General features: G+C 57.4%; 16 protein-coding genes. 10 read left to right on the top strand and 6 right to left on the bottom strand.

Annotated features, from left to right (window positions below; all coding sequences use genetic code 11):
- Positions 1 to 232: 232 nt before the first annotated feature.
- From potF to IM295_RS08240, 8 genes are all read left to right on the top strand, one after another.
- A complete protein-coding gene (gene potF, locus IM295_RS08275; RefSeq protein ID WP_028012505.1) occupies positions 233 to 1,345 on the top strand; it encodes a spermidine/putrescine ABC transporter substrate-binding protein PotF in 1,113 nt (370 codons plus the stop codon).
- A gap of 143 nt (positions 1,346 to 1,488) precedes the next feature.
- The gene (potG, locus tag IM295_RS08270; protein ID WP_045630953.1) at positions 1,489 to 2,622 is read left to right on the top strand and encodes a putrescine ABC transporter ATP-binding subunit PotG; all 1,134 of its coding nucleotides are present in this window, start codon (positions 1,489 to 1,491) and stop codon (positions 2,620 to 2,622) included.
- A gap of 9 nt (positions 2,623 to 2,631) precedes the next feature.
- Positions 2,632 to 3,585, top strand: coding sequence for a putrescine ABC transporter permease PotH (gene potH, locus IM295_RS08265; RefSeq protein WP_048960881.1), 954 nt, complete (start codon positions 2,632 to 2,634; stop codon positions 3,583 to 3,585).
- Positions 3,582 to 4,427 carry a putrescine ABC transporter permease PotI gene (gene potI / locus IM295_RS08260; RefSeq protein ID WP_193066528.1) on the top strand — a complete coding sequence of 282 codons (846 nt, stop codon included), beginning with the start codon at positions 3,582 to 3,584 and terminating at the stop codon, positions 4,425 to 4,427. The genes potH and potI overlap by 4 nt, the downstream gene beginning before the upstream one ends.
- Before the next feature lie 65 nt (positions 4,428 to 4,492).
- A complete protein-coding gene (locus tag IM295_RS08255; protein ID WP_028012509.1) occupies positions 4,493 to 4,966 on the top strand; it encodes a YbjO family protein in 474 nt (157 codons plus the stop codon).
- A 40-nt stretch (positions 4,967 to 5,006) separates the two neighbouring features.
- Positions 5,007 to 6,134 carry a 23S rRNA (uracil(747)-C(5))-methyltransferase RlmC gene (gene rlmC / locus IM295_RS08250; protein ID WP_193066527.1) on the top strand — a complete coding sequence of 376 codons (1,128 nt, stop codon included), beginning with the start codon at positions 5,007 to 5,009 and terminating at the stop codon, positions 6,132 to 6,134.
- A gap of 72 nt (positions 6,135 to 6,206) precedes the next feature.
- A complete protein-coding gene (locus IM295_RS08245; RefSeq protein WP_041912037.1) occupies positions 6,207 to 6,914 on the top strand; it encodes a response regulator transcription factor in 708 nt (235 codons plus the stop codon).
- On the top strand, positions 6,898 to 8,367 hold the full coding sequence (locus IM295_RS08240; protein ID WP_193066526.1) for an ATP-binding protein: 1,470 nt from the start codon (positions 6,898 to 6,900) through the stop codon (positions 8,365 to 8,367). The genes IM295_RS08245 and IM295_RS08240 overlap by 17 nt, the downstream gene beginning before the upstream one ends.
- A gap of 75 nt (positions 8,368 to 8,442) precedes the next feature.
- Here the strand turns inward: IM295_RS08240 and artJ are convergent, their stop codons facing one another.
- The 6 genes from artJ to IM295_RS08210 all read right to left on the bottom strand — a co-directional run bounded on the left by artJ (position 8,443) and on the right by IM295_RS08210 (position 12,969).
- A complete protein-coding gene (gene artJ / locus IM295_RS08235; protein WP_015571008.1) occupies positions 8,443 to 9,174 on the bottom strand; it encodes an arginine ABC transporter substrate-binding protein ArtJ in 732 nt (243 codons plus the stop codon).
- A 179-nt stretch (positions 9,175 to 9,353) separates the two neighbouring features.
- Entirely contained in the window at positions 9,354 to 10,022 is a 669-nt protein-coding gene (gene artM / locus IM295_RS08230) for an arginine ABC transporter permease ArtM (RefSeq protein WP_028012513.1), read from the bottom strand.
- Positions 10,022 to 10,738, bottom strand: coding sequence for an arginine ABC transporter permease ArtQ (artQ, locus tag IM295_RS08225; protein ID WP_028012514.1), 717 nt, complete (start codon positions 10,736 to 10,738; stop codon positions 10,022 to 10,024). Before artQ ends, artM begins: the two co-directional genes overlap by 1 nt.
- A 6-nt stretch (positions 10,739 to 10,744) precedes the next feature.
- Positions 10,745 to 11,476, bottom strand: coding sequence for an arginine ABC transporter substrate-binding protein ArtI (gene artI, locus IM295_RS08220; protein WP_008500032.1), 732 nt, complete (start codon positions 11,474 to 11,476; stop codon positions 10,745 to 10,747).
- 19 nt (positions 11,477 to 11,495) lie between these two features.
- On the bottom strand, positions 11,496 to 12,224 hold the full coding sequence (gene artP, locus IM295_RS08215; RefSeq protein ID WP_008500030.1) for an arginine ABC transporter ATP-binding protein ArtP: 729 nt from the start codon (positions 12,222 to 12,224) through the stop codon (positions 11,496 to 11,498).
- A 226-nt stretch (positions 12,225 to 12,450) separates the two neighbouring features.
- On the bottom strand, positions 12,451 to 12,969 hold the full coding sequence (locus IM295_RS08210; RefSeq protein ID WP_028012515.1) for a lipoprotein: 519 nt from the start codon (positions 12,967 to 12,969) through the stop codon (positions 12,451 to 12,453).
- Between the two features lie 97 nt (positions 12,970 to 13,066).
- Between IM295_RS08210 and IM295_RS08205 the strand changes: the two genes are divergently transcribed.
- Both IM295_RS08205 and IM295_RS08200 read left to right on the top strand, forming a co-directional pair.
- The gene (locus tag IM295_RS08205; protein ID WP_028012516.1) at positions 13,067 to 13,390 is read left to right on the top strand and encodes a heavy metal-binding domain-containing protein; all 324 of its coding nucleotides are present in this window, start codon (positions 13,067 to 13,069) and stop codon (positions 13,388 to 13,390) included.
- Positions 13,387 to 14,217 (top strand): N-acetylmuramoyl-L-alanine amidase, encoded by an 831-nt coding sequence (locus tag IM295_RS08200; protein ID WP_049136636.1) that lies wholly within the window; start codon positions 13,387 to 13,389, stop codon positions 14,215 to 14,217. The genes IM295_RS08205 and IM295_RS08200 overlap by 4 nt, the downstream gene beginning before the upstream one ends.
- Positions 14,218 to 14,430: the final 213 nt, after the last annotated feature.

Genomic DNA, 14,430 nt, shown 5'->3' with positions numbered 1-14,430 from the left:
CGTAGACTTAACCTGCATAAAAAATTGATAAAAGGCGTTTTTTCGTCTGGGCTATAGCCGGAGACACGGGCTACAGTTATTCTTGCGATGCTTAAAAAAGCGAGCGGATCCTGCCGGGTAAAGAGGTTTCTTTTTATTTTGAGCAGAGCGACAAACTATGCATGATTTTTGCATATATCCAGATTGCACAGTTTAGTTCGTTTGTTAACGAGCTTTCAGAAGGAATAACACTATGATCGCCTTGAATAAAAAATGGTTATCGGGTCTGGTGGCGGGTGCTCTGATGGCCGTCTCTGCCGGCACGCTCGCTGCGGAACAAAAAACGCTGCATGTATACAACTGGTCTGACTATATTGCGCCGGACACGGTTGCTAATTTTGAAAAAGAGACCGGCATTAAAGTGGTCTATGACGTTTTCGATTCCAACGAAGTGCTGGAAGGAAAGCTGATGGCAGGCAGCACCGGTTTTGACCTGGTCGTACCTTCCGCAAGCTTCCTGGAGCGTCAGTTGACGGCGGGCGTCTTCCAGCCGCTGGACAAGAGCAAGTTATCGAACTGGAAAAACCTCGATCCGGAAGTGCTGAAGCTGGTGGCGAAGCACGACCCTGACAACAAATACGCCATGCCTTACCTGTGGGCGACCACCGGTATCGGCTACAACGTGGATAAAGTCAAAGCCGCGCTGGGCCCGGACGTTAAGCTGGACAGCTGGGACGTGGTGCTGAAGCCGGAAAACCTTGAGAAGCTGAAAAGCTGCGGCGTCTCCTTCCTCGATGCGCCGGAAGAGATTTTCGCCACCGTGCTGAACTACCTGGGCAAAGACCCGAACAGCAATAAAGCCGATGATTACACCGGCCCGGCGACCGATCTGCTGCTGAAGCTGCGTCCAAACATTCGCTACTTCCACTCGTCACAGTACATCAACGACCTGGCGAACGGCGACATCTGCGTGGCGATCGGCTGGGCAGGGGACGTGTGGCAGGCGGCGAACCGCGCGAAAGAGGCGAAAAACGGCGTGAATGTGTCCTACTTCATTCCGAAAGAGGGGGCGCTGGCCTTCTTTGACGTCTTCGCCATGCCGGCTGACGCGAAAAACAAAGAGGAAGCCTACCAGTTCCTGAATTACCTGATGCGTCCTGAGGTGATCGCCCACATCAGCGACCACGTTTACTACGCCAACGGTAACAAGGCCTCCGTGCCGCTGGTGAGCGAAGCGATCCGCAGTAACCCGGCAATCTATCCGCCAGCGGACGTGTTCGCCAAGCTGTTCACCCTGAAGGTTCAGGATCCAAAAATTGACCGCGTGCGTACCCGCGCGTGGACCAAGGTGAAAAGCGGAAAATAACGGCGTTTGGTAACGTTGCCCGGTGGCGCTATCGCTTACCGGGCCTACACAACCCGTAGGCCGGGCAAGCGTTCGCGCCGCCCGGCGATGCGCACCCAGACGGTGCGTTTGCACCAGTATTGATCTATGCCGGAGAGCACCCCGTGAATGACGCGATCCCCCGCCCGCAGGCGAAAGTCCGTAAAGCGCTGACCCCGCTTCTTGAAATTCGTAACCTCACCAAATCTTTCGATGGCCAGCATGCCGTGGACGACGTCAGCCTGACTATCTATAAAGGCGAAATATTCGCGCTACTGGGCGCATCGGGCTGCGGTAAATCGACCCTGCTGCGTATGCTGGCCGGTTTTGAACAGCCTACCGCCGGGCAAATTATGCTCGATGGTGTGGATCTCTCCAGCGTGCCGCCGTATCAGCGCCCGATTAACATGATGTTCCAGTCCTACGCGCTGTTTCCGCACATGACGGTGGAGCAAAACATCGCCTTTGGCCTGAAGCAGGACAAGCTGCCGAAAGCCGAAATCACCGCGCGCGTGGCCGAAATGCTGAGCCTGGTGCATATGCAGGAGTTCGCGAAGCGGAAGCCGCACCAGCTCTCCGGCGGCCAGCGTCAGCGCGTGGCGCTGGCGAGAAGCCTTGCAAAGCGTCCGAAACTGCTGCTGCTCGACGAGCCGATGGGCGCGCTGGATAAAAAGCTGCGCGACCGTATGCAGCTCGAAGTGGTAGATATCCTCGAGCGCGTGGGGGTGACCTGCGTGATGGTCACCCATGACCAGGAAGAGGCCATGACCATGGCCGGGCGTATCGCGATCATGAACCGCGGGAAGTTCGTGCAGATTGGCGAGCCGGAAGAGATTTACGAGCATCCGACCACCCGCTACAGCGCGGAGTTCATCGGCTCGGTTAACGTCTTCGAAGGGCTGCTGAAGGATCGTCAGGAGGATGGTCTGGTCATCGAATCGCCGGGGCTGCAGCATCCGCTTAAGGTCGATCCTGACAGCTCGGTGGTGGATAACGTGCCGGTCTACGTGGCGCTGCGCCCGGAGAAGATCATGCTCTGTGACGATCCGCCTGCCGATGGCTATAACTTTGCCGTCGGGGAAGTGGTGCACATTGCCTATCTGGGCGATCTCTCCATTTACCACGTGCGTCTGAAAAGCGGACAGATGCTCAGCGCGCAGCTACAGAACGAACATCGCTACCGCAAGGGGCAGCCGACCTGGGGCGACGAAGTGCGCCTGTGCTGGGACGCGGACAGCTGCGTCGTGCTGACGGTATAAGGAGCGATCATGAGCACACTTGAACCTCCAGCCCGCGTCAAAAAACCGGGCGGCGTTGCCCACTGGCTGACGCGCCTTAAGATGAACCACGGCCGCAAGCTGGTAATCGCCATGCCTTACGTGTGGCTGATCCTGCTGTTCCTGCTGCCGTTCCTGATCGTCTTTAAGATCAGCCTGGCGGAGATGGCGCGGGCGATCCCGCCGTATACCGATCTGTGGGAGTGGGCCGACGGGCAGCTGACGCTGACGCTGAATCTGGGCAACTTCCTCCAGCTCACCGAGGATCCGCTCTATTTCGAAGCCTATCTGCAGTCTCTGCAGGTGGCGGCGATCTCGACGCTCTGCTGTCTGGTGATGGGCTACCCGCTGGCGTGGGCCGTGGCGCACAGCAAGCCGTCAACGCGTAACATCCTGCTGCTGCTGGTGATCCTGCCGTCGTGGACCTCGTTTCTGATACGCGTTTACGCGTGGATGGGGATCCTGAAAAACAACGGGGTGCTGAATAATTTTCTGATGTGGCTTGGGGTTATCGATCAGCCGCTGACCATCCTGCACACCAACCTTGCGGTCTATATCGGCATTGTCTATGCCTATCTGCCGTTTATGGTGCTGCCGATTTACACCGCCCTGACGCGGATTGACTACTCGCTGGTGGAAGCCTCGCTCGATCTTGGCGCGCGTCCGCTGAAGACCTTCTTCAGCGTGATTGTCCCGCTGACCAAAGGCGGAATCATTGCCGGGTCGATGCTGGTGTTTATTCCGGCGGTCGGGGAGTTTGTGATCCCGGAACTGCTCGGCGGGCCGGACAGCATCATGATTGGCCGCGTGCTGTGGCAGGAGTTCTTCAATAACCGCGACTGGCCGGTGGCGTCGGCGGTGGCGATTATCATGCTCCTGCTGCTGATCGTCCCGATCATGTGGTTCCATAAGCATCAGCAGAAACAGATGGGAGATCGCGGATGAACAACTTACCGGTAGTACGCTCCCCGTGGCGCATTCTGATCCTCGTTATCGGCTTCACCTTCCTGTATGCGCCGATGCTGATGCTGGTGATCTACTCGTTCAACAGCTCTAAGCTGGTGACGGTCTGGGCGGGCTGGTCGACGCGCTGGTACAGCGAGCTGTTCCACGACGACGCAATGATGAGCGCGGTGGGGCTGAGCCTGACCATTGCCGCGCTGGCGGCCACGATGGCCTGCGTTCTGGGCACCATCGCCGCGCTGGTGATGGTGCGCTTCGGGCGTTTTCGCGGCTCAAACGGTTTCGCCTTTATGATCACTGCCCCGCTGGTGATGCCGGACGTCATTACCGGCCTGTCGCTGCTGCTGCTGTTCGTGGCCCTGGCGCACGCCATTGGCTGGCCGGCGGATCGCGGCATGTTCACCATCTGGCTGGCGCACGTCACCTTCTGTACCGCGTATGTGGCGGTGGTGATCTCCTCGCGCCTGCGCGAGCTGGACCGCTCCATTGAAGAGGCGGCGATGGATCTCGGCGCCACGCCGCTAAAGGTCTTTTTCATCATTACCCTGCCGATGATTATGCCGGCGGTGATCTCCGGCTGGCTGCTGGCGTTCACGCTCTCCCTCGACGATCTGGTTATCGCCAGCTTTGTTTCGGGGCCGGGCGCGACGACGCTGCCGATGCTGGTCTTCTCCAGCGTGCGCATGGGGGTGAACCCGGAGATCAACGCCCTGGCCTCTATCATCCTCGGCGTGGTCGGAATTGTCGGATTTATCGCCTGGTATTTGATGGCGCGCGCGGAAAAACAGCGCGTGCGCGATATCCAGCGTGCAAGACGCGGCTGAAGGATTTAAAATTTCCGGTGATGTGCCGCGCATGACGCGGCACTGTTTTTCAGGGAAGTAAAACATTGGGATTAGTAAAAAAATCACGTATTACGCACGCCCGTCCTAACGTTCCTGCGCTGGTTCAGGTGGCGGCGCTCGCCATTATTATGATCCGCTGCCTGGACGTGCTGATGATTTTGAATACGCTGGGCGTGCGCGGCATCGGGGAATTCATTCACCGCAGCGTGCAGACGTGGAATCTGACGCTGGTCTTTTTAAGCAGCCTGGTGCTGGTGTTTATCGAGATCTACTGCGCGTTTTCGCTGGTCAAAGGGCGAAACTGGGCGCGCTGGGTCTATCTGCTCACGCAGGTGACCGCCGCCAGCTATCTGTGGGCCGCCTCGCTGGGCTATGGCTATCCTGAGCTGTTCAGCATTCCGGGCGAGTCGCGACGTGAGATTTTCCATGCGCTGGTCATGCAAAAACTGCCGGATATGCTGGTGCTCTGTCTGCTTTTCGTTCCGGCGTCCAGTCGGCGGTTCTTCCGCCTGCAATAATGTGTATAATCGCAGCCCTCGTTTTCCTTAAGGTTTTCATATGCAGTGCGCACTCTATGACGCCGGACGCTGCCGCTCCTGTCAGTGGATAGAACAGCCGGTCTCTCAACAACTCACCGCCAAAATGGCCGACCTGCAACAGCTGCTGGCAGCGCACGCGGTGGGCGAGTGGTGCGCACCCGTCAGCGGCCTTGAGCAGGGCTTTCGCAACAAAGCCAAAATGGTGGCCAGCGGCAGCGTTGAAAAACCGCTGCTGGGGATGCTGCATCGCGACGGCACGCCGGAAGACTTAACCGACTGCCCGCTCTATCCCGCCTCGTTTAAGCCGGTCTTTGCCGCACTGAAACCGTTTATCGCTCGCGCGGGGTTAACGCCTTACAACGTTGCCCGCAGGCGCGGCGAGCTGAAGTACCTTCTCCTGACGGAAAGCCAGATCGACGGCGGCATGATGCTGCGCTTCGTGCTGCGCTCGGAAGCCAAGCTGGCGCAGCTGCGCGCGGCGCTGCCGTGGCTGCAGGAACAGCTTCCTCAGTTAAAGGTGATTACCGCAAACATTCAGCCGGTGCATATGGCGATCATGGAAGGGGAGAAAGAGGTTTTCTTCACCGACCAGCACGCGCTGGCGGAGAGCTTCAACGGCGTGCCGCTGTGGATCCGCCCGCAAAGCTTCTTCCAGACCAACCCGACCGTGGCAAGCAGCCTGTACGCCACCGCCCGCGACTGGGTGCGCGCGTTAAACATCCATCATATGTGGGACCTGTTCTGCGGCGTGGGCGGTTTTGGCCTGCACTGCGCCACGCCTGAGATGCAGCTCACCGGTATTGAGATCTCCGCCGAAGCGATTGCCTGCGCAAAGCAGTCCGCCGCCGAGTTGGGGTTAACCAATCTGCACTTTCAGGCGCTGGACTCCACGCAGTTCGCGACCGGTCAGGGCAACGTGCCGGAGCTGGTGCTGGTTAATCCGCCGCGTCGTGGGATTGGCAAATCCCTGTGCGACTACCTGAGCCAGATGGCGCCGGAATACATCGTCTATTCAAGCTGTAACGCACAGACCATGGCGAAAGACATCGCTCAACTGCCGGGCTACCGCATTGCACGCGTGCAGCTTTTCGATATGTTCCCACATACCGCGCATTATGAAGTCCTGACGTTGCTCGTGAAATCTTAAACAAAATGTGAACTCTGCCCACCCATAAAATCAGGTAAGCTTACGTCATAAGAGATGAATAAAGGCTTACCCATGAAGCAGATCCTGCTGGTGGAAGACGACCACGATATCGCGGCGCTTCTGCGGCTCAACCTAGAAGACGAAGGCTACGCCATTACCCACGAGCCCGACGGGGGCAACGCCCTGCAGCGCCTTGAAAAACAGCCGTGGGATGCGGTGATCCTCGACCTGATGCTGCCCAACGTTGACGGCCTGGAGATCTGCCGCCGCATCCGCCAGATGACCCGCTACCTGCCGGTGATCATCATCAGCGCCCGCAGCAGCGAAACCGACCGCATCACCGGGCTGGAAACCGGCGCCGATGATTATCTGGCAAAACCCTTTTCAGTGCAGGAACTGATTGCCCGCATCAAAGCGCTGTTCCGCCGCCAGCAGGCAATGGGGCAGGCGCAGGCTGACGGGCAAATCCAGGCCCACGGCCTGACGATCGATCCCCTGGCGCGCAGCGTGCTGCTTCACGGCCAGGTGGTGGATCTCACCCCGCGCGAATTCGAACTGCTGTACTTCTTCGCCCGCCATCCAGGCGAGGTGTTTTCCCGTCTGGCGCTGCTGGAGCAGGTGTGGGGCTATCAGCACGAAGGCTACGAGCACACCGTCAACACCCATATCAACCGCCTGCGCATCAAGATTGAGAAGGACGCCGCCGAGCCGGAGATAATTCGCACCGTCTGGGGCAAGGGCTATAAATTTGCGGAGCCAAACCATGATGCGCCGCTTTAGCCTGAGCCAGCGCCTGACGCTGCTGTTTGTCCTGCTGATGATGCTCTGCGCTACCGTCGCCTGCGCGGTACAGCTCTACAGCAGTAAGCAGTACGGCAACGCGATGGTGCAGCGGTTGTCGGGCGGCCTGGCGCAGCAGATCGTCCAGCGGGAACCGATTCTGGACGCGCAGGGCAGGGTTGACCGCAACGCGCTGAAGCCGCTGTTCGACCGGCTGATGACCTTCAACCCGAGCGTTGAACTGTACGTTATCTCGCCGGACGGCGAAATCCTGGCCGATGCCGCACCGCCGGGCCATATTCAGCGGCAAAAAATCGACCTGGCACCGGTTCAGACCTTCCTGAGCGGTACCGCCATACCGGTACTGGGCGACGATCCGCGCAGTCAAAATAAAAAAGTGTTCAGCGCCACGCCGCTGCGGCAGGACGGCGAGCTCAAGGGCTACCTGTACATCATTTTGCAGGGCGAGGAGTCGAACGCGCTGGCGGAAATGGCCTGGCATAAGGCGCTCTGGAGCACGGTGCTCTGGTCATTGCTGTGGGTCGCTCTGTTTGGCCTGCTGGCGGGTCTGCTGGTCTGGTACTGGGTGACGCGTCCGGTTAAGCGCCTGACGGAAGAGGTCACCGGCCTGGAGCAGGACAGCATTAGCGCAATCAGGCTGCTCGCAGCACAGCCGCCGGATGCCGCGGCCAATGACGAAGTGGCGCTCCTGCGCAACAGTTTCATCGAGCTGGCGCGGAAAATTACCCGCCAGTGGGACCAGCTGGCCGACAGCGATCGCCAGCGCCGGGAGTTTATCGCCAACATTTCGCACGATCTTCGCACGCCGCTGACCTCGCTGCTGGGCTATCTTGAAACCCTGTCGCTCAAATCCGCCACCCTGACGCCGCAGGAGCACCAGCAGTATCTCGCCACCGCGCTGCGTCAGGGACAAAAGGTACGACATCTTTCCCAGCAGCTTTTCGAGCTGGCGCGCCTTGAGCATGGCGGCATTAAGCCGCAGCGCGAGCGTTTCGCGATGGGAGAGCTGATTTCCGACGTGGCGCAGAAGTTTGAGCTTACCGCCCGCACGCGCGAGGTGAATCTGCATATTGACGTGCCGGGCCCCTTGCCGCTGGTCAATGCCGATGTGTCGATGATCGAGCGCGTGGTGACCAACCTGCTCGATAACGCGATGCGTCATACGCCCACTGGCGGGGAAATTCGTCTGGCGGTGTGGCAGGAGAATGAACGGCTTCAGGTTGAAGTGGCAGACTCCGGAACGGGCGTGGATGCCTCGCTGCGCGACGATCTGTTCCAGCGGCCTTCGGCGCTGAATACCCAAGCATCGCGGGAGAACCGCGGCGGGTTAGGGCTGTTAATCGTTAAGCGAATGCTGGAGCTGCACGGCGGCGGGATCAGGCTGATGGAGTCCGTGAGCGGGGCGCGGTTCAGGTTCTTTGTGCCGCTGTGAGAAATTGCCGGGTGGCGCTGCGCTTACCCGGCCTACAGACCACCCCCGTAGGCCAGACCACCCGGCAAAAAGAGATTACTGCGGGAACCACTGCTCGCTGATTTTCTGGTACGTGCCGTCTGCTTTAATCGCCTTCAGCGCGCCGTTCAGTTTTTCCAGCAGGGCTTTGTTATCCGGGCGTACCGCGATGCCGAGGCCCGTGCCGAAGTACTGCGGATCGGTCACTTTTTCCGTTGCCGTACCCAGCTGCGGGTTGGTTTTCAGCCATTCGTTTACCACGGCGGTGTCGCCGAAGACGCCGTCGATACGGCCATTTTTCAGGTCGATAATCGCGTTCTGGTAGCTGTCATAGGCCACGGTTTTCACTTCAGGATGTTTGTCCTGCAGGTATTTCTGGTGTGTGGTGCCATTTTCCATCCCGATGCGTTTGCCTTTCAGCTCGTCAAAGGATTTATAAGCCCCTTTCTTCGCAATTACCACCGCCGAGTTGGCGTAGTACGGGTCGGTGAACGCCACCTGCTTGCTGCGCTCCGGCGTGATGTCCATCCCGGAGATCACCGCATCGTATTTCTTGAATTTCAGCGACGGGATCAGGCTGTCGAAGGCATGGTTGGTAAAGGTGCAGTCGGCCTGCATCTGCTTGCACAGGGCTTTCGCCAGGTCGATATCGAAACCGACGATCTGATTGCTGGCGTCCAGCGATTCAAACGGCGGATAGGTGGCCGAAACGCCAAAATTGATTTTATCAGCAGCGGATGCGCCAGCGGCGAAGGTGGCGAGTAGTGCGGCCAGAACTAACTTTTTCATTGTAATGCTCCCGTCTGTCTATCTTGTCATTATGCGCCGTGTCTGCGGCATGGATGTACAATGCCAGTTAATGAATTTATATGCAATAAATATGATTAAATATTGTGTTTGGTATAAAAAAAAGCGGATAAGCCATCGGGTTATCCGCTCTGGTAATTACATTTTATGCACTCGCGTGATTAATTTCTGCGCTCAAACGCTAACGCTTTACGCTCAATCAGTCGCATCATCAGCGTCAGCAGACCGTTCACCACCAGATACACCACGCCGGCCGCGCCGAACACCATCACGTCATAGGTGCGCCCGTACAGCAGCTGCCCGTGACCCATCACTTCCATCAGGGTGATGGTGTAGGCCAGAGAAGTACTCTTAAACACCAGCACCACTTCGTTGGAGTAAGAGGAGAGCGCGCGCTTGAAGGCGTACGGCAGCAGGATCGCCAGCGTGTCTTTTTTGCTCATGCCCAGCGCCCCGCAGGACTGCCATTGTCCTTCCGGGATGGCACGGATCGCCCCGTAAAACAGCTGGGTGGTATAGGCCGCGCTGTTCAGCGAAAGGGCAATCAGAGCGCAGAGCCACGGCTCAGAGAGCAGGTGCCAGATAACCGGATACGCCTGCAGTGACGGGAACTGGCCCGGTCCGTAGTAAATCAGGAAGATTTGCACCAGCAGCGGCGTACCGGTAAACAGGGTGATGTAGCCGCGCACGATCCACACCAGCACCGGCGTTTTCAGCGTCAGGATGATGGTGAAGATGAGCGCCAGGATCAGCGCCACAATGATGGACGCCACGGTCAGCGTCAGGCTGGTGTGCAGCCCTTTCATCAGCTCCGGGAAATATTCAAGCATCAGCCTGGTCTCCGTTCAAAGCGCGTCGCACGCAGGTCAATACGCTTGAGGATGTACTGACTGAGCAGCGTGATTACCAGGTAGATAGCCGCCGCCACGATGTACCAGGTAAATGGCTCCTGAGTACGGGTGGCGATGCTTTTGGTTTGCAGCATCAAATCGTTCACGCTGATCAGGCTCACCAGCGCGGTATCTTTCAGCAATACCAGCCACTGATTGCCCAGGCCCGGCAGGGCGTGGCGCCACATCTGCGGCATCACCAGACGGAAGAAGATCGCTGCTTTCGACATGCCCAGCGCCTGACCGGATTCCCACTGCCCCTGCGGTACCGCTTTCAGCGCACCGCGCAGGGTTTGCGACGCGTACGCGGAGTAGAGCAGGGAGAGGGCAATCACGCCGCAGAGGAACGGGCTGACGTCAAAGTTGTCAATCTGCATCTGCACCGGTATCTGCGCAAAGCCGAGATTGATCGTGAAGCCGTCCGACAGCGTGAGCAGCAGCTGTGAGGAGCCGAAATAGATGAACAGGACCACCAGAATTTCCGGTAGCCCACGCAGTACGGTGACCAGCGCGGAGCCCGCCCAGGCGACGGGGAACCATTTTGCTGATTCCCACACCGCAAAGAACATCGCCAGCACCAGGCCGATAATCAGTGCGCAAACGGCAAGGCCGACGGTCATCCCGGCGGCGCTTGCTAAAGGAAAAATTTCATTCATCAGGAATTACTTCTGGAACCATTTTTTGTAGATGGTTTCGTAGGTGCCGTCTTTCTTCACTTTTTCCAGCGCAGCGTTGAATTTCTGCTGCAGCTCGGTGTTGCCCTGACGAACGGCAATCCCCAGACCGGTACCGAAGTAATCTTTATCGGTCACTTTGTCGCCCACTGGCGCCAGTTTGTCGTTGGCTTTCAGCCACTCGGTCACGACAGCAGTATCACCAAATACGCCGTCGATACGGCCATTCTGCAGATCCAGCTTCGCGTTCTGGTAGCTGTCGTACGGAACGGTGGTGATTTCCGGATGTTTATCCATGATGAACTTCTGGTGCGTGGTGCCGTTCTGCACGCCGACTTTCTTGCCTTTCAGCTGATCGACAGAGGTGAATTTACCTTTCTGACCAATAAACAGGGCGGAGTTGTCGTAGTAAGGGGTGGTGAACAGCACCTGCTTTTCGCGCTCAGGAGTGATGTCCATACCGGCCATGACGGCGTCAATACGGCGGAACTTCAGGCTTGGGATCAGGCTGTCGAACGCCTGATTGCTGAAGGTACAGGTTGCGTCGATCTCTTTACACAGGGCGTTTGCCAGGTCTACGTCGAAGCCAACAATTTTGTTGTTCGCATCAATGGACTCAAACGGAGGGTAGGAGGCTTCCGTGGCGAAACGAATGGTCTGGGCTGCGGTAGCGGAAAGGGTAACGCCAGCAAGCAGCACGGCAAGTAATACTTTTTTCATTATATTTCCCCTGACACAATCAATGAGATAAATAGTTTTTGAAGGCATCGGTTTGCGGGTTCGCGAAGCAGCTCGCGTCACCTTGCTCAACGATATACCCGTTTTCCATGTAGACCACACGGCTGGCGGTTTTACGCGCCACTTCCACTTCGTGGGTAACAATGACCTGCGTAATATTGGTTTCCGCCAGTTCGCGAATGATGCTGACGATCTGGGCGGTGATTTCCGGGTCCAGCGCCGCGGTCGGCTCATCAAACAGCAGTACCGCGGGCTCCATCATCAGCGCGCGGGCAATCGCCACGCGCTGCTGCTGACCCCCTGAGAGGTGCAGCGGATAGCGGTCGCTGTAGGGCTTAAGGCGCAGACGCTCCAGCAGCTTTTCAGCACGCGCGATGGCCTGATCTTTGCTTAACCCCAGCACGCGGCACGGGGCTTCAATCAGGTTTTGCAGCACCGTCAGGTGCGGCCAGAGATTGTATTGCTGGAAGACCATGCCGACGTTTTGACGCAGTTCGCGTATAGCTTTATCTGACGGGGTTTTCGCGAAATCAAAATGGTTACCGGCGATAGCCAGCGTACCGGAACGGGGCATTTCAAGCAGATTAAGGACGCGCAGAAGGGAGCTTTTGCCTGCACCGCTTGGGCCAAGTAAAACCAGCGTTTCGCCTTCCGGGCAGTTCAGCGTGATGTCAAACAGCGCCTGGTGTGCGCCGTAGAAGCAGTTAATGCCGTTTAGTTTAATACTCATCGGGGCAGTCTTTACTCATCCAGGCAATCTATAGCAATTGAGGCCGCAGATAGTACCGTTGACAGAATAGTTATGCAATATTTCTGCGTTAAAAGTTAAATATAACCCGCATTTCCTCTTAAACATAGCACAAAATAGCGAACGGCAAGGTCGGCGAGTATAAATGTCGGCATTCCGCGTGAAATGCCGGACATTTTACGGGGGTAACATTTTTATCACTAATGATCTAGCGGTTCTCAATCGACTGGCGCAGCGTGCCGGCCGGGGCATGAACGCTGCCGCCGATATAGCGCACATCGTCCACCGCCCAGCACTGGCCTTCACGGATCATCAGCACTTCGTCTTGCCAGGTTTGGGTTCCCTGGGTCAGCTTCACGCGCAGCGGAATGTTCCGCGCATCGGTGTTCGGGATGGTTGACGCGCTGGCCACCTCGGCGCTGTCCGGCAGCGTGGTGCGGCTGGAGAACGGATCGGATTTCAGCAGGGCGTTATGCTGCGGATCGCGAGTGGCATCGTTGAGCAGTTTTGCAAGATTATCGCTCAGGTACGGGCGCAGGGCGGTGAGATCATTTCCGCGATGCTGAATGCGGTAATCATAGAACTGTTGCGCCACGGTATCCGGGCCGCCGTCTATGCAGGGGCCGCTGCGGGTACCGATATCCTTAAAGGCTGGCGTGACCGTGGTAGTACAGGCGCTGAGCACCAGCGCGCAGGGCACTAAAAGTGTTAAAGCAGAGTAGCGCATGTTGATTTCCTTATTTATTAACTATCCTTTCAATCATAGCGTAACGAACCGATAATGCTGTTGCTAACGCATTGAACGCTAAAGAAGGAGAGAAAGTATGCAGTTTTCAACAACGCCAACCCTGGAAGGACAGACCATTACCGAGTATTGCGGCGTGGTCACCGGCGAAGCGATTCTGGGCGCGAACATTTTCCGGGATTTCTTTGCCGGGATTCGTGACATCGTCGGTGGACGCTCCGGCGCGTACGAAAAAGAGCTGCGTAAAGCGCGCGAAATTGCGTTTAAGGAGTTGGGCGAGCAGGCCAAAGCGCTGGGCGCAGATGCCGTTGTAGGAATCGATATTGATTATGAAACCGTCGGCAAAGATTCGAGCATGCTGATGGTGAGCGTAAGCGGCACGGCGGTGAAAACCCGTCGATGAAGCGCTCGCTTTCAACGCTCCTGCTGGCGATGTTGCTGGCAGGATGCGCCCAGGAAAAAGGCATTGTTGATAAAGGTGCCTACGAGCTGGATACCCGCCATCAGGCGCAGGCGGCCTACCCGCGGATAAAGGTGCTGGTGATCCACTACACCGCCGACGACTTCGACACCTCGCTTGCGACCTTAACCGACAAAAACGTCAGCTCGCATTATCTCATCCCTGCGAAGCCGCCGACGCCGGACGGGAAGCCGCGCATCTGGCAGCTGGTGCCGGAGAGCGAGCTGGCCTGGCATGCGGGCATCAGCTTCTGGCGAGGCACCAACCGGATCAATGACACGTCTGTCGGCATTGAGCTGGAGAACCGCGGCTGGCAGAAGCGCGACGGTGTGAAAGTTTTCGCCCCGTTTGAGCCCGCGCAAATCGCGGCGCTTATCCCGCTGGCGAAAGACATTATCGCCCGGTACGACATTAAACCGCAGAACGTGGTGGCGCATGCTGATATCGCGCCCCAGCGTAAGGACGATCCCGGCCCGCTGTTTCCCTGGCAGGCGCTGGCGAAGCAGGGGATTGGGGCCTGGCCCGATGCCGGGCGCGTGAACTTCTATATCAATGGTCGTCCGCGCTTTCAGGAGGTAGATCGTGCAGCCCTGCTCGACCTGCTGATGCGCTATGGCTATGAGGTGCCGGACAACGCCACGGATCAGCAGCAGCAACGCGTTATCACCGCCTTCCAGATGCACTATCGCCCGCAGGTATGGAACGGCGTCGCGGATGTGGAAACGATGGCCATTGCAGAAGCCCTTTTAGAGAAATACGGGCAGGGGTAAACCTTCGGTTTGCGCCCGAATGCGCGTTTTCCCCTTATTTGTGCTTGAGATTAATCTTAAGTACAAACTCAATTCATTTTTAGTAAATTGACTTAAAATTATCCGGATTTAAGATAGACACATAGCTTGCTAAGTAAATCAAAAAAATATTGCTGGCGGCAAGCGTTCTTATTTTCTCCTTGAGCCTTTCATCAGGAAAAGATTGTTGGTTTT

Origin of the sequence: Enterobacter cloacae complex sp. P14RS (genome assembly GCF_014895895.1) — a bacterium.
Taxonomy (GTDB): Bacteria; Pseudomonadota; Gammaproteobacteria; order Enterobacterales; family Enterobacteriaceae; genus Enterobacter; species Enterobacter bugandensis.
The sequence above is the reverse complement of the archived record's forward strand: the minus strand, read 5'-3'. Positions and strand labels throughout refer to the sequence as shown.

Coding starts and splice junctions, on each gene's coding strand:
- potF (WP_028012505.1), top strand. CDS start 233: ATGATCGCCTTGAATAAAAAATGGTTATCGGGTCTGGTGGCGGGTGCT.
- potH (WP_048960881.1), top strand. CDS start 2,632: ATGAGCACACTTGAACCTCCAGCCCGCGTCAAAAAACCGGGCGGCGTT.
- potI (WP_193066528.1), top strand. CDS start 3,582: ATGAACAACTTACCGGTAGTACGCTCCCCGTGGCGCATTCTGATCCTC.
- rlmC (WP_193066527.1), top strand. CDS start 5,007: ATGCAGTGCGCACTCTATGACGCCGGACGCTGCCGCTCCTGTCAGTGG.
- IM295_RS08245 (WP_041912037.1), top strand. CDS start 6,207: ATGAAGCAGATCCTGCTGGTGGAAGACGACCACGATATCGCGGCGCTT.
- IM295_RS08240 (WP_193066526.1), top strand. CDS start 6,898: ATGATGCGCCGCTTTAGCCTGAGCCAGCGCCTGACGCTGCTGTTTGTC.
- artJ (WP_015571008.1), bottom strand. CDS start 9,174: ATGAAAAAGTTAGTTCTGGCCGCACTACTCGCCACCTTCGCCGCTGGC.
- artM (WP_028012513.1), bottom strand. CDS start 10,022: ATGCTTGAATATTTCCCGGAGCTGATGAAAGGGCTGCACACCAGCCTG.
- artQ (WP_028012514.1), bottom strand. CDS start 10,738: ATGAATGAAATTTTTCCTTTAGCAAGCGCCGCCGGGATGACCGTCGGC.
- artI (WP_008500032.1), bottom strand. CDS start 11,476: ATGAAAAAAGTATTACTTGCCGTGCTGCTTGCTGGCGTTACCCTTTCC.
- artP (WP_008500030.1), bottom strand. CDS start 12,224: ATGAGTATTAAACTAAACGGCATTAACTGCTTCTACGGCGCACACCAG.
- IM295_RS08210 (WP_028012515.1), bottom strand. CDS start 12,969: ATGCGCTACTCTGCTTTAACACTTTTAGTGCCCTGCGCGCTGGTGCTC.
- IM295_RS08205 (WP_028012516.1), top strand. CDS start 13,067: ATGCAGTTTTCAACAACGCCAACCCTGGAAGGACAGACCATTACCGAG.
- IM295_RS08200 (WP_049136636.1), top strand. CDS start 13,387: ATGAAGCGCTCGCTTTCAACGCTCCTGCTGGCGATGTTGCTGGCAGGA.